The sequence below is a fragment of the Myxococcus sp. AM011 genome, assembly GCF_013372595.1.
Lineage (GTDB): Bacteria > Myxococcota > Myxococcia > Myxococcales > Myxococcaceae > Myxococcus > Myxococcus eversor.
The window spans coordinates 1-13,267 of the sequence record NZ_JABXEM010000294.1 but is presented as its reverse complement, the minus strand read 5'-3'; the positions used below and the strand labels follow the sequence as shown (position 1 = coordinate 13,267).

Below are 13,267 nucleotides of genomic sequence, written 5' to 3'. Positions count from 1 at the left end.
CTCGCCCTCCGCTACTCCCTCCCGGACTGGCTCGCCGACCACTTCTCCCGCGAGCTCGGCCCTGACGCCGACGCCTTCTGCGCCCACCTCAACGTCCCCGGGCCCATCACCCTCCGGGTCAATCCGCTCCGCTCCTCCCGAGAGGAACTCGCCGAGCGCCTCCGCTCCGAGGGCGTCTCCACCCTCCCGGGCCCCTGGAGCCCGCTCGCCCTCCACATCGACGGGCCCCGGCCCAACCTCTACGCGCTGCCCTCCCTCCAGGAAGGCCGCTTCGAGGTCCAGGACGAGGGCAGCCAGCTCCTCGGCCTCCTCCTGGAGGCCCTCCCCGGCGAAACCGTGGTCGACCTGTGCGCGGGCGCCGGAGGCAAGACGCTCCAGTTCGGCGCCGCGATGCGCGACTCGGGCCGCCTCTTCGCCCATGACCCGGACCCGGAGCGGCTCGACCGACTCCTCCAGCGCTCCTCTCGCGCCGGCCTCACCCGCGTCCAGGTCCTCCGCACCCCTCCCACCCCGGGCCTCGGCGCCGACCGCGTCCTCGTGGATGCTCCCTGCTCGGAGCTGGGCTCCCTCCGCCGCGGCCCCGACCAGCGCTTCCGCATCACCCCCGATGTCCTCGCCCGCTTCCCCCCGCTCCAGTTCGACATCCTCCAGCGCGGCGCGGACCTGGTGCGCCCGGGCGGCCGGCTCGTCTACGCCACCTGCACGGTGAATCGCGCCGAGAACGAGGACGTCGTCTCCGCCTTCCTCGCGGCTCGGCCCGACTACCGCCTCACCCGTCCCGGCGCGGGGTGGCTCTCCGACGCCTGTGTCCGCGACGGCTTCCTCTTCGTCGCCCCCCACAGCCACGGCACCGACGCGTTCTTCGCGGCCGTCCTGGAGCGCTCGGCCGGGTAGGGGAGGGGGCTTCGAGCGACCGCAGTGTCCGCGTTCCGACGTCCGGGAGTACTCAACGCTCCCGGCTCGAATCCGGATGCCCGCCGTCCCCCCGGTGCTATGAAGCGCCCGTGCGTTGGCTCAAGCCCCTCCCGCTCTGCCCCCGCGACACCGTCCACGTCGTCGCTCCCTCCGGGCCCTTCGACCGCCCCCTCTTCGACGTCGGCCTCGCCGTCATCGCCGAGCGCTACTCCCCGGTCCTCCGCCCCGACCTCGACTCCGCTTACCGCTACCTCGCCGGTGATGACTCGCGCCGCGGCGAAGAGCTCTCCCACGCCCTCCTCGACTCCTCCGCCCGCGCCATCTTCTGCGCCCGCGGTGGCTACGGCAGCGCCCGGCTCCTCCCCAAGCTTCCCCTCGCCGACGCCGCGCCGAGCCTCTTCACCGGCTTCTCCGACCTCACCTCCGTCCACGCCGCCCTCCAGGTCCTCGGCCGCGTCTCCATCCACGGGCCCGTCCTCACCCAGCTCGGCAAGCAGCCTCCCGAGGTCCGCGACTACTTCTTCCGCCTCCTCGAGTCCCCCGAGGCTCCGCCTCCGCTGACCGGCACCGCCACCTACGTCCCCGGCACCGCCGAGGGCCACCTCGTCGGCGGCAACCTCTCCGTCTTCGCCACCCTCCTGGGCACCCCGTACCTGCCGCCCCTCGACGGCGCCGTGCTCCTCCTCGAGGACGTCACCGAGCGCCCCTACCGCCTCGACCGCATGTGGACCCAGCTCCGCCTCGCCGGCGTCTTCTCCCGCGTGCGCGGCATCGTCCTCGGCGACTTCACCGCCTGCGAGGAGCGGAACACCGACTACACCAGCGGCGACGTCCTCAGAGACCTCGCCCGCGAATCGGGCGTCCCCTGCGCGGCGGGCTTCCCCATCGGCCACGGCGCTCTCAACTACCCCGTGGCCCTCGGCACGCAGGTCCGCCTGGACGCGGACTCGGCCCGGCTCACGTTCCTCGAAGGAGCCGTGCGTGCATGAGCGCTCCTCCTGAGCAACACCCCATCGCCGTCCTCCAGACGCTGCTCGACGAGGCCGTGGGCATCGGCGTCTTCCCCGCCGCCCAGGCCGTCGTCCTCCACCGGGGCGTCCAGGTCTTCGGCGGCGTCGCGGGCAAGGTCACCGGCGACACGCGCTTCGACCTCGCCTCGCTCACGAAGGTCCTCAGCACCACCGCCCTGTTCCTCCGCCTGTGGACCGAAGGCAAGGTGGGCCCCGAGACCCTCGTGTCCCGCTACTTCCCCGGCTCGCCCGTGGGTGACGCGGGCGCCACCGTCGCGGACCTGCTCTACCACCGCTCCGGCCTGCCTCCCTTCGTCCCGTTCTTCGCCCAGGCCCTCACCGCCCACCCCGAGCTGCTCGACGCCACCTGTCCCTCCGCCACGCGCTCCCGCGTCCGCGACGAGGTCCTCCAGGCCGCCGCCTCCACGCCGCTCGCCGCCGCGCCTCGCACTCGCACCGCCTACAGCGACGTGGGCTTCATCCTCCTCGGCGAGATTCTCTCCCGCGCCGCCAGCGCCCCGCTCGACACGCTCTTCTCCCGCCACGTCGCCGAGCCGCTCGGCCTCTCCGCCCGCTTCCACCGCCTCACCGACTTCCCCGCCGACGCCATGCCCGCGCCCACCGGCGCCTCGCGCCCCCGCGAGCCCGCGCCCGGTCAGGAGTCGCTGTGGAAGGACGTGCCCACCCAGCCCACGCGGCCGGGTGAAGTGGACGACGACAACGCCTGGGTGATGGACGGCGTCGCGGGACACGCGGGCCTCTTCGGCACCGCCGTGGATGTGGCCCGCTTCGGTCAGGCCGTGCTCGATGGCTGCGCGGGGACCAGCCCCGTGATTGCGCCGGCCCCGCTCTGGCACCGGGCGCTCGCCACGGATGCGCTCGTGCAAGGCAGCACGCGCTCCATGGGCTTCGACTCACCGTCCCAGGTCGGCTCCAGCGCGGGCCGCTTCGTGGGCGACTCACCTCCGGGCGCCGTCGGGCACCTGGGCTTCACCGGAACGAGTCTCTGGGTGGACCTGCGTCGCTCGCTGGTGGTGGCGCTCGTCACCAACCGCGTGGCGCTCGGCCGCCAGGAGCTTCGCATCCGCGACTTCCGACCCGTCTTCCATGACTTCGTCGTGGAGGCGCTCGGCCTCACCAGCATCTCGCAGGGAACGCATGGCTGACGACAACGGTAACGTCCTCGACACCCTCGAGCCCGGCAGCGTCCGCCGCGTCCACCTGGTGGGCGTGGCGGGCACCGGCATGGGCTCCTTCGCTGGAATGCTCAAGGCCGCCGGCTACGAAGTCACCGGCAGCGACGAGAATGTCTACCCACCCATGAGCGACATGCTCAAGGCGTGGGGCATCCCCGCCGCCTCGCCCTACCGTCCGGAGAACCTGGACGACGCGAAGCCGGACCTCGTCATCATCGGCAACGTCATCCGCCGCGTGAATCCCGAGGCCACCGCCGTCCGCGAGCGCGGCCTCCAGCAGATGAGCTTCCCCGCCGCCCTGGGCTCGCTCTTCCTCGCCCGCTCCCACTCCGTCGTCGTCGCCGGCACCCACGGCAAGACGACCACGTCCTCCATGATGGCCCACGTCCTCGTCGAGGCCGGCAAGGACCCGTCCTTCCTCGTGGGCGGCGTCACCCAGAACTACTCGGGCAACTACCGCGTCGGCAAAGGTCCGCACTTCGTCGTCGAGGGCGACGAGTACGACACCGCCTACTGGGACAAGGGCTCCAAGTTCCTCCACTACCGTCCGCGCACCGCCATCCTCACCAGCGTGGAGTTCGACCACGCGGACATCTTCCGAGACTTGCCCCACTACGAGGCGACGTTCGAGAAGTTCGTCCGGCTCATCCCCCAGGACGGGCAGCTCGTCGTCTGCGCCGCGTACCCCAACGCCGTGAAGCTCGCGCGCGAGGGCTGCCAGGGCCGCGTCGTCACCTACGTCGCGAAGGAGGGAGCGGACGCGGACTACGTCCCTCGCGAGGTCTCCTTCGGTGCCAACGGCGCGCGCTTCCAGGTGGTGGAGCGGGGCACGGTGCTCGGCACGGTGGAGCTGCCCATGGGCGGCCTGCACAACGTGGAGAACGCGCTGAGCGTCATCGCCGCCGCGCGCGGCCTGGGCCTGTCCTTCGACGAAATCGCCAGGGGCCTGTCCACGTTCCAGGGCGTGAAGCGCCGGCAGGAGCCTCGCGGCGAACCCAATGGCATCCTCGTGGTGGACGACTTCGCGCACCACCCGACGGCCGTGCGGGAGACCATCGACGCCATCCACCACCGCTACCCGGAGCGCCGGCTGTGGGCCATCTTCGAGCCCCGCTCCAACACCAGCCGCCGCAACATCCACCAGGAGGACTACGCCCACGCCTTCACCGGCGCGGCCCGCGCCAGCCTCAAGGTCCCCGAGCGGCATGACAAGGTGCCCGTCGGCGAGGAACTCGACGTGCGCAAGCTGGTGGCGGACCTCCAGGCCCAGGGAATCACCGCCGAGGGCTCCACCGACGTGCAGGCCATGGTGGACCTGGTGGCGCGCGAGTCACGCCCCGGTGACGTGCTGCTCGTGATGAGCAACGGCGCCTTCGGTGGGTTCATCGAGAAGCTGCTCGTGGCCTTGAAGGCCCGCGCGGGGGAGACTGCCTGACATGCGCCTCCCGCTCACTGTCCTCCTGGGTATCCTGTCGCTCACGGGTTGTGCCCGTAGCAGCACGATGCCGTCCCTCACGCCCTCCGTGCCCGGTGGCGCGGAAGAGCAGGGCACGCAGGTCTCCAGCACGCAGCCGCTGGTCTTCCAGGTGAAGCGCTACCCCGGTGGCGAGCCGTATGACCTGGTGAGCGACAGGGGAAGCGTGGTGCTCATCGACGTGTGGGCCACGTGGTGCGAGCCCTGCCGGGACGCGCTGCCCTTCTACGAGAACCTCATGCGCGAGTACGGCGCCAAGGGACTCAAGGTCTACGCGCTCAACGTGGACGAGGACGCGCGCGCGATTGAGCCGTTCCTGAAGGAAGTGAAGGTGGGCCTGCCCGTCCTCGTCGACGAGAACGCCCGCGTGGCCGAGCGCACGCTGAAGGTGCGCGGCATGCCCACGACGTACTTCGTCGACAAGCGCGGGGTGGTGCGCCACGTCCATGAGGGCTTCAACGAGGAGTTCCTCACCAAGTACCAGTCGGAAATCGAAGCGCTGCTGGCCGAGCCCGCGCCGTAGCCTCGCTCAGGAGACGTCATGGCTGACACGGCCCCGGAGACTCCCGCCGAGCTGCGCCGCACCGCGGAGGAGGGGGCTCGGCTCGGGGGCCGCATCCTCGCCGACCGCTTCCTGGGCGAGCGCACCATTGAACTCAAGGGCGGCATCGACCTGGTGACGGACGCGGACCGCGCGTCGGAGGAGGCGGTGCTCGCCTTCCTGCGCGAGCGTCACCCCACCCACGCCATCCTCGCGGAGGAGAGCGGCGCGATGGCGGGCACGGATGGACTGCGCTGGCTGGTGGACCCCCTCGACGGCACCACCAACTACGCCCACCGCGTGCCGCACTTCTGCGTCAGCGTGGCGGTGGAGGGCCCTGGCGGCGTGCTGGCTGGCGCCGTGTATGACCCGATGCTGGACGAGCTGTTCTCCGCCGCGCGAGGGGAGGGCGCCACGCTCAATGGCCGCCCGCTGCGCGCCAGCACCGTGGATGCGCTGGACAAGGCGCTGTTGTGCACGGGCTTTCCCTACGACGTCCGCGAGAAGCCCGAGGGGCCCGTGGGCCTCTTCACCCGCTTCGTCCTGCGCGCTCAGGGGATGCGGCGCACGGGAAGCGCGGCCATGGATCTGGCCTATGTGGCCGCGGGCCGCTTCGATGGCTTCTTCGAGTTCGGCCTCAAGCCCTGGGATATCGCCGCGGGCTCGCTGCTGGTGGAGGAGGCCGGAGGCGTCATCCGCCATGTCACGGGCGCTCCCTTCAGCGTGATGCGCGGAGACGTCATCGCCTCCGCGCCCAAGCTGGCCCCGGTGCTGCTCGCCGAGGCCAGGCACTTCATCGACGAGTTGGGCTGGACGCCCAAGCCCTGAACTGAATCAGCCGCGCAGCTCCGACAGCGCTCGGGCGAAGGCGTTCGTGGTGGCGCCGTGGGCCCCTGCTTCACGCCCGTGCTTCTTGGCCTTGTCCTCGTTCATCTTCCGGTGCGCCTCGTCGCGGGCGTCCTTCTCTCGATGAATGGCCTTGTCTTCGATTTCCTTGCCCTTGTCGGTGAGCGCGTCCGCGGCCTTCTTCCCCAGGTCGGCGGCCTTCTTGCCCGTGTCGATGATGCCCATCAGCGACCACTGCTCGGCGAGCGCGGCCTGCACCGCTTCACGCAACTCCGCGGCACTGTTGCCCACCATGGGCGCCGCGACGTGCCCCGCCTCTGCGAGCTTCGGCAGGTCCTGCGACGAAATGAGCCCCGCATCAGTCGACTGATTCGACATGGTGTACTTCCCCCTGGTGATTTCCGTGGATTCCCAAATCCTCGGAAAATTACAGCGTCATGAGCCTAGCGAAGTATCGAGGAAATCCGCAAGCACCCGGGCGATAGGGAGCCCCGCGTTCTGCTCGAACCACATGAAGCCCGGGCAGGTATTCACCTCCAGGCAGACCCAGTCCTCGGGCCTGGAGGAGCCTCCCGGAGGCTCGATGAGGTCGATGCCCGCGAGGTCGACTCCGAGCGCGCGTGACAGCTGGCGGCAGGCCTCGGCGACGGGCTCGGGCAGCTCGGTGGCGCGCAGGCTCACCGTGTGGCCCGTCATGTCGGGGTGGCGGTAGTCCAGGGCCTGCGTCTCGGCGCGACAGGCCAGCACGTGGCGCGCACCGACGACGTGGGCCCGGATGTTGGTGCCTTGGATTCGCTGCTGGAACTGGTGGGGCGCCAGCGCCTGGCCGGGCCGGGCGGAGGCTCGGGTGGCCTCCCACGACACCTGCTTCACCAGGGAGCGCTCGTCGCTGACGGACTTGATGACGGGGTCACCGTCGAGCGCCCGCGCGAAGGGCTCCCAGCGCTCCCAGGTGCCTCCCACCAGGGTGTCCGGCACGCGCAGGCCGGCGGCGAGGATGGCGGCGTACTGACAGGGCTTGCTGCCATTGGAGAGCATCGCGGTGGCGCGGTTGGCCACCGGGCCCGGGAAGAGGTCGAGCAGTGCCGCCGCGTGGGCCTGCTCGGCGCGGGCCTCCGGCGTCTTGCGCTGCTCGACATTCCCCGTCCCCAGGCGCGAGTAGATGCCCGTGAGCTCCTCCAGCCCGACACGCCAGGTGGGGAAGTGCACCGCGCCCCGGAGTCGTCCCTTCCCTGACGGGCCCTGCGGCAGGTCCAGCTCCAGGCGCACGTCGACGCCCAGGTGACGCTCGTCCACGAAGAGGTACTCGCGCTTCGTGTCGGTGAGGTGCTTGAGGAAGAACGCCGTCACCAGCTCGTCCACGGGCCCCATGACGAGAATCATCGTGCGTCCTCCTTGCTCGCGAAGCGCGCGCGGATGAAGCGCTCCAACTGCGCGAGGGCCACGGAGTCCTCCTGCGCTACCAGTCGCTCCAGTCCCTCGAGCGAGATTCCTAGCTGAAGCGCCGTCCACCGCGCGGAGGCGTCCGGCGTGCCCGAGGACACCAGCAGGACTTCCAGCACGTCGGCCCCGCAGGACGCGGCCAGACGCGTGAGGTCCCTCTCCAGTGCCGACGGTAGCGTGGGAGGTTCCTCCTCGAACTCCAGCGGCCAGAGCGTGACGTGCGAGCCCAGCACCAGGGCCTGTCGCAGCGGACCGGGCTCGGGCACCGTCCACCACACCTGCCCCATGCTCGTCTCCGCCTCCTCGGGCCAGCGAGTCCAGCGCTGGCCATCCTCGGGCGGCGCGCCCAGGTGGAAGTGCGGCGGCGCGAGGACGCTGTCGGCCTCCGGTGAAGGCAGTCGTTGGGCGAGCATCCGCCACATCGCCGTCGTCCAGAGCGGCGCGAGCAGTCCGCGACGGTTGATGACGCGCGCGGGACAACACGTGTGGAAGGCCTCGCGCAGGGCCTCGTACTCCGAGCTCAGGTAGTCGCTCTCCGCGCGGGGCGGGGGTCCTTCGGCGAGGCACCAGAAGACATCCTCGGGCCCCAACTCCAAATCACCCCACGGCCCCAGGAGGCCCGCGCGGAAGCGTCCTCCCACCACCTCCACCCACGGAGTGACGCCGGTGCCCCAGTCGCTCATGGAGACTTCGACGACGCGCAGTCCCGCGCGCTGGGCTTCGGCGCGCAGCACGTCGCGCACGAAGGGAAAGGACTCAGGGCCAACGAGCACCAGGTGGGGCATGCACCGCACAGTCTGCACCGTGCGACGTGCTCCGCGCGCTGGGTGCCGCGCGACCTAGAAGAAGCTCTCCGGCACGAAGACGATGTCGCCGGGTTGGAGCATGAAGTTCTTCTCGCGCCCCACGCCGATGTCCTCGACGGGCACGCGAATCTTGCGCTCCTGTCCGTCCACCACGCGCGTCACCAGCGTGTTGTTCTTCGCCGCAAGCTTGGTGAAGCCGCCCGCGAGCGTAATCGCCTGGACGATGGACATCTCCCCATCCACCGGGAAGGTGCCGGGCTTCTGCACTTCACCGAAGACAAACACCTTGTGCGAGTTGTACTCGCGAATGAGCACCGACACCTGCGGCCGGCGCACGTAGCGCGCCAGGCACTCGCGCAGCATGTCCGCCGCGGTGCTGGGCGTCGTCCCGCGCAGCGGCACCTTGCCGCACAGCGGGTAGTCGATGGTGCCCTCGGGCGACAGGCGCCACGTCCCGGAGTGCTCGGGCTCCTGGAAGACGCGCACCTCCACCACGTCGCCGGGCCCCAGCGTGCCACCGCCCGAGCGGGCCTCTCCCGCCTCGGCCGCCAGCGTGGGCGTGGGGGGCGGAGGACGCGGCGTCGAGCCGAAGCACGCGGACAGCGCTCCCGACAGGAGCAGGGCGATGGACAGGCGGAGGGTTCTCATCCGGGAGGAGACCTCGTGGGCGGGGAAGCTTCCCCGGCGCTGCGGGGGCTCAGTACGTCACCGAGAGGCGAGCATACCCCTCGTGGCGCGTGTAGTTCAGGCCGCCGCCATCCACCGAGGAGGAGCGGTTGCTCAGCATGTAGCCCGCGGCGCCGGTGAGCCACGGACGGAACTGGTACTCGGGCCCCACGTCCACCGACACCACCGTGTCGCCACGGCTGCCGGCGAAGCTCAGGAAGTCCACCATGCCCACCGCGTGCAAGGTCAGCTTGCCACCCATCAGCGAGCGGGCCTCCAGGGAGAGGCGGTCATCCCGGAACGTGCCGTAGGCCGCCACCGGCTCCAGCCTGCGCAGGTAGCCGCCCTTGAACGTCAGCGTGGGGCTGAACAGGTAGGTGCCGTCGAGCTGGCCAATCACCGTCCCGCCGCCCGTCGCCCCGAAGTTCTGCCCCCAGCCCGCCTTGGCCGTCACCGCGACCTTGGGCGACACCAGGCCCGCCACGCCGATCATCGCGCGCAGCAGCGTGGCGTTGGGTCCACCGTCGTTGAAGTAGCGCCGCACGTCCACGCCGGTGTCGAGCACCAGCGCCGTCTTCGGCAGGAAGCGCCAGCGGCTCTCCACGCCCAGGTGCAGGTTGCCGTAGTTGAAGCGGTCCGCGCCGACGGGGTCGCACACACTGTCGCCGCAGTCCGCGGGCGCCGATGCCGCGAGCGGCTCGAAGAACTCCATCGCGTAGGCCACGCCGGGAGTCACCTCCACCGCGCCTCCACCCGGCCGCCACGGGGCCCTCACCTTGGCCTCGTTGTAGAGGCTGAGGATGCCCGCGCCGATGGCCGCCGTGCGCGTCCGGTCCGAGCGCGCGAACTGGTCCGACAGCTCCAGCGACAGCGGCGCCTCCGGGTTGATGCGCGCCAGCAGGTCCGCCGCGCCCTCCATGTGCGAGGCCGCGTTCGAGCCCTTCGTCATCAGGCCCGTGAAGAGCACGTAGTCCAGGTTGGCGTTGAGGTTGAACGCCAGCCGGGGGGAAGGGATGTCCAGCCGGATGCCCGGCCGGATGTGCATCACCAGCTCACCCGACAGGTCCGGCGACACGCCCCCGGGGAACTCCTGGCCCTCGCGGCCGAAGTAGCCCACGCCGCTGTCCAGGCGCGTCTCCAAATCGAAGTACGGATGCAGCCGGCCGTTGCCCACCTTGAAGCCGTTGCCACCCGTGGGCGGCGGAGAGCTCATGTCCTGAGCCATGGCCACGGAGCCGAGCGCCATCAGCGCCAGCCCGCAGACCGTGCCCCAGAATGTCCCTCTCAGCGTCATGGCTCGCAGTGGCTTCCCAGTGAGAGGGCGTACCCACTCCCACCTTTCATGCGGACGGCCTCGGGCGTCATAGCACGCGCGATTTCAGAGGCCGAAGAATTGTTCGACACGGGACCTGGACTCGGCCGGAGGGCGCACGGGACTCAGTTGATGGGGCTCGCGGGCGGCGGCCTGACGAAGATGTCGTCGGGAGGGGGCGGGCGAGTGGGATCACCACCAGGCAGGTTCTCGGGCTCCTCCACCTCGACGAAGAGGTTCTCGTCGGTGCGGAAGGCGAGCTGGCCGATGCACTCCTCGGCCTCCGAGCGGAGCTGACCGACCTTCTGCCGGGCGATCATCACCTTGGTGTATTCGTGCTCGCTGGCGGAGACCTCGCGCCGGGTGAGGGCCTCCTGGAGCGACACGTCCGCGGACTCGGAGATGCGCAAGAGGCCCTTGATTTGCGTGAGCTTCTCGTTGGCGCAGTTGAGCTTCACCACGTCCTTGGTGCGGCGCGCCTCCTCCACCTTGCCGAGCACCTGGCGGAGCACGTCTCGCATCACGCTCAGCGCCTGGGTGCTGCGCTCCAGCTTCTGCGAGTCAGGCACCTCGCTGGCCTTCTCCAGGGCCACGGCGGCGGGGGGCGCCCGGGGCGAGGGCACCGGTCCCTGCGCGACGGCCACGCCCGTGGCGACGATTGCAGCGACCATTCCGACAGTGCGCATACGCCTCTCGGCTCTCCCGGCCCTTCCCATGAGCGTCAAAGCGTAGAAGGCGGGGGGAGGGGTGTCAACGCGACAACCCTCCAGTTATTCAGTGGTTACCGGAGAGGCGGGCATTGGCCTCACGCAGTCGAGCAGCCAGGCTTCGCGCGATGTTGACGACGACGAAGGTGAAGCCCTCGGCGTGGTGCTGGCGGAAGGCGCGCAAGTCTCCAGAGGTGAGTTGGAGCAGGTGGGCCTGCGTGCGCGCGCGGACGGTGGCGGAGCGGTAGTCCTTGTCGATGAGGCCCATCTCCCCGAAGAACTCGGGATGGGACAGCACGGCCAGGGCCCGAGGCTCGCCATCGTCGCCGTCGCGGACGACTTCCACCTGGCCCTCGACGACGACGAAGAGGCTGTCGCCCAAGTCGCCCTCCGCGAAGATGACCTCGCCGGGGGCGCAGTGGCGCGTCCGGGCGAGCTCCGCCAGGCGGTCCAGCTCCACGGGGGAGAGCATCTCGAACAGCGGTGAGGCGGCGATGACTGCCAGCTTCTCCATGGTCCCCTCGGAGCCCGCGCCAGGTGCACCGGTGCTGGAGACTACCCCGTTGGAGAGAAGACGAAGGGGTAGGACACGGTGGCGGCGGACTCGGGCTTGAACGGGAACACCCAGCCTCGGATGGCGGCGCGGATGCAACTGGCCACCGCCTCGCTGCCGAGCGTGTTCTCGTCGATGTCGAAGTCGCCCACCCGACCGGACGGGGTGATGGAGAAGCGCACCACCACCTTGCCCTTGAGGTTGGGGTTTCGCTTGAGCTCCTTCTCGTAGCAGCTCTGGATGGCGCCCTTGCGCGCGCGGACGTAGCGGGCGAGTGCGTCGCGGTCCACGTCGGAGCTGTCGACCTCCGGCGTCGAGTCCTGCACGCGGCCCTTCACTTCGACTTCCTTCTTGGTGCCCAGGTCCACCTTGCCGCCGCCCTGGGTGCCCAATTCGCCGATGCCCGTCACGGTGCCGGTGCCACCGCCGCGCGGGGTGTTGCCCTTGCCGACGGCGGCCTCGGTGGCCACGCCCACGCCGCCCGCGCCCTGGAGCGCCGCGACGATGTCGTTGCCACCGCTGGCGTTGCCCAGCACGTCCTGGAACGCGCCGGTGCCCGAGCCCTTGGAGCCGAGCATCTTCAAGAGGCCCTTGTCGGAGACCTTCTTCACCATCTCCGCGTGGCGCTCGGCGGCGGCGGCCGACGCGGGCTTCTCCGATGCGGGCTTCTCCGCGCCATCCTTCGGCTCGGTGGGCTTGGGGTCTTCCTTCGGTGCCTCGGTGGGGCCCGGTGCGGCGGGCTTCACGGCTTCGATGGGGCGCTGGGGGATGATGGCGCGCACGAAGCGGTCATCGAGCTGATCCAACGCCAGCTCCTGCTCCTTGGGTGCCTCGGCGGAGAGGATGATGGCGGCGCCCGAGAAGTGGACGAGCAGCGAGGCCGCGAGGATGCCGAAGAAGACGCGGTCCATCGTCTTCCAGCGGCTGACGCGGATGTCCGAGGGCATCAGCGGACGCGCTTCCTCGGCTGGGGGCGCGACGAACTGGAAGAAGAGGGTGGCGTCGCCCAGCTCCACCTTGCCGCGCGCGGTCTCCTGGAGGGGCAGGACGTAGAGGTCGCCGCGGCGCGAGGCGAGGCCCTGGGATCGGAGGGCGTCGAAGTCCACGTCGGAGGAGCCGAGGTTGACGCGGCCCTTCATGGACTCGTTGATGACGAGCAGGAACTGGTGGCCCTGGTGCTCGAACACGCTGAAGCGCGCGGGCCGGTCGTCCGAGGCGGGCAGGACGATGGTGTTGCGCGCGTCATGGCCGATGGTGACGCTCTCGCGCCGGACATGGTGCTCTTCGACAATCTGGCCGTTCTGGATGAGGCCGACGCGGAGCAGCTTGGAATGTGACGGGGCGGCCATGGCCTAGAAGGGCTCCTGCTCGACGCTCTTCTCGACCTTGGGCACGAAGCTCTCCGTGCGGTTGAGGTCGTCGAAGCTCAGGTTGGAGCGGGGGAGGATGTAGAACGCCTGGGGCTTCTGGATGCGGCCCTCGACGGTGAGCGCGTCCAGGCGGATGACCTTGCGAGGCGCCTTCTTCGCGGGCGCGGTTTCGCTGCTCGACGTGGCTCCGCCGGTGCTGCCGGGCGCGGAGGACTTTTGAGTGTCCTGCGCGAGCACGGGCGCGGCGGTGAGGAGCACGAAGAGGGCGAAGGGGGCGCGCATGCGGTCCTAGTTCTTGTCGGTGGCCAGCTTACCCGAGCCGCTCTTCGAGGGCGCGGTGCTGGAAGCAGGCTCGGGCTGGGACACCGGCGCGGGGGGCGGAGTTCCCTCCGAGGGTGCTCCGACGTGCGCGGAAGGTGCTGGCTGTC

15 protein-coding genes are annotated in these 13,267 nt (G+C 70.4%); 6 read left to right on the top strand and 9 right to left on the bottom strand.

Translation table 11 applies throughout. The features are described from left to right. The 6 genes from HUW62_RS39860 to HUW62_RS39835 all read left to right on the top strand — a co-directional run. Positions 1–894 (top strand): RsmB/NOP family class I SAM-dependent RNA methyltransferase (locus HUW62_RS39860; protein ID WP_176437401.1); only part of this gene is annotated, 894 nt, incomplete at its 5' end. Positions 895–1,004: 110 nt separating this feature from the next. Beyond that, positions 1,005–1,904 carry an LD-carboxypeptidase gene (locus tag HUW62_RS39855; protein WP_176437400.1) on the top strand — a complete coding sequence of 300 codons (900 nt, stop codon included), beginning with the start codon at positions 1,005–1,007 and terminating at the stop codon, positions 1,902–1,904. Beyond that, positions 1,901–3,091: a serine hydrolase gene (locus HUW62_RS39850; RefSeq protein ID WP_176437399.1), complete on the top strand. Its 1,191-nt coding sequence runs from the start codon at positions 1,901–1,903 to the stop codon at positions 3,089–3,091. The genes HUW62_RS39855 and HUW62_RS39850 overlap by 4 nt, the downstream gene beginning before the upstream one ends. After that, entirely contained in the window at positions 3,084–4,556 is a 1,473-nt protein-coding gene (gene mpl / locus HUW62_RS39845; RefSeq protein WP_176437398.1) for a UDP-N-acetylmuramate:L-alanyl-gamma-D-glutamyl-meso-diaminopimelate ligase, read from the top strand. Before HUW62_RS39850 ends, mpl begins: the two co-directional genes overlap by 8 nt. Position 4,557: 1 nt before the next feature. Next, positions 4,558–5,118, top strand: a complete 561-nt coding sequence (locus HUW62_RS39840) for a TlpA disulfide reductase family protein (protein WP_176437397.1) — start codon at positions 4,558–4,560, stop codon at positions 5,116–5,118. A gap of 18 nt (positions 5,119–5,136) precedes the next feature. After that, positions 5,137–5,964: an inositol monophosphatase family protein gene (locus HUW62_RS39835; RefSeq protein WP_176437396.1), complete on the top strand. Its 828-nt coding sequence runs from the start codon at positions 5,137–5,139 to the stop codon at positions 5,962–5,964. A gap of 6 nt (positions 5,965–5,970) precedes the next feature. On the opposite strand, the gene HUW62_RS39830 is transcribed toward HUW62_RS39835, so the two are convergent. From HUW62_RS39830 to HUW62_RS39790, 9 genes are all read right to left on the bottom strand, one after another. Further along, positions 5,971–6,360, bottom strand: coding sequence for a hypothetical protein (locus tag HUW62_RS39830; protein WP_176437395.1), 390 nt, complete (start codon positions 6,358–6,360; stop codon positions 5,971–5,973). Between the two features lie 57 nt (positions 6,361–6,417). Then, positions 6,418–7,365 (bottom strand): RimK family alpha-L-glutamate ligase, encoded by a 948-nt coding sequence (locus HUW62_RS39825; protein ID WP_176437394.1) that lies wholly within the window; start codon positions 7,363–7,365, stop codon positions 6,418–6,420. After that, a complete protein-coding gene (locus tag HUW62_RS39820; protein ID WP_176437393.1) occupies positions 7,362–8,228 on the bottom strand; it encodes a hypothetical protein in 867 nt (288 codons plus the stop codon). Before HUW62_RS39820 ends, HUW62_RS39825 begins: the two co-directional genes overlap by 4 nt. A gap of 36 nt (positions 8,229–8,264) precedes the next feature. Continuing rightward, positions 8,265–8,879 (bottom strand): polysaccharide biosynthesis/export family protein, encoded by a 615-nt coding sequence (locus HUW62_RS39815; RefSeq protein ID WP_163866745.1) that lies wholly within the window; start codon positions 8,877–8,879, stop codon positions 8,265–8,267. Positions 8,880–8,928: 49 nt separating this feature from the next. Continuing rightward, entirely contained in the window at positions 8,929–10,191 is a 1,263-nt protein-coding gene (locus HUW62_RS39810; RefSeq protein ID WP_176437392.1) for a hypothetical protein, read from the bottom strand. 143 nt (positions 10,192–10,334) lie between these two features. Next, positions 10,335–10,895, bottom strand: a complete 561-nt coding sequence (locus HUW62_RS39805; RefSeq protein ID WP_176437391.1) for a hypothetical protein — start codon at positions 10,893–10,895, stop codon at positions 10,335–10,337. An 88-nt stretch (positions 10,896–10,983) separates the two neighbouring features. Then, positions 10,984–11,430, bottom strand: coding sequence for a cyclic nucleotide-binding domain-containing protein (locus HUW62_RS39800; RefSeq protein WP_163866748.1), 447 nt, complete (start codon positions 11,428–11,430; stop codon positions 10,984–10,986). 41 nt (positions 11,431–11,471) lie between these two features. Further along, complete coding sequence (locus tag HUW62_RS39795) at positions 11,472–12,818, bottom strand: AgmX/PglI C-terminal domain-containing protein (protein ID WP_176437390.1); 1,347 nt, start codon at positions 12,816–12,818, stop codon at positions 11,472–11,474. 3 nt (positions 12,819–12,821) lie between these two features. Next, positions 12,822–13,121 (bottom strand): hypothetical protein, encoded by a 300-nt coding sequence (locus HUW62_RS39790; protein ID WP_163866750.1) that lies wholly within the window; start codon positions 13,119–13,121, stop codon positions 12,822–12,824. Between the last annotated feature and the right edge of the window lie 146 nt (positions 13,122–13,267).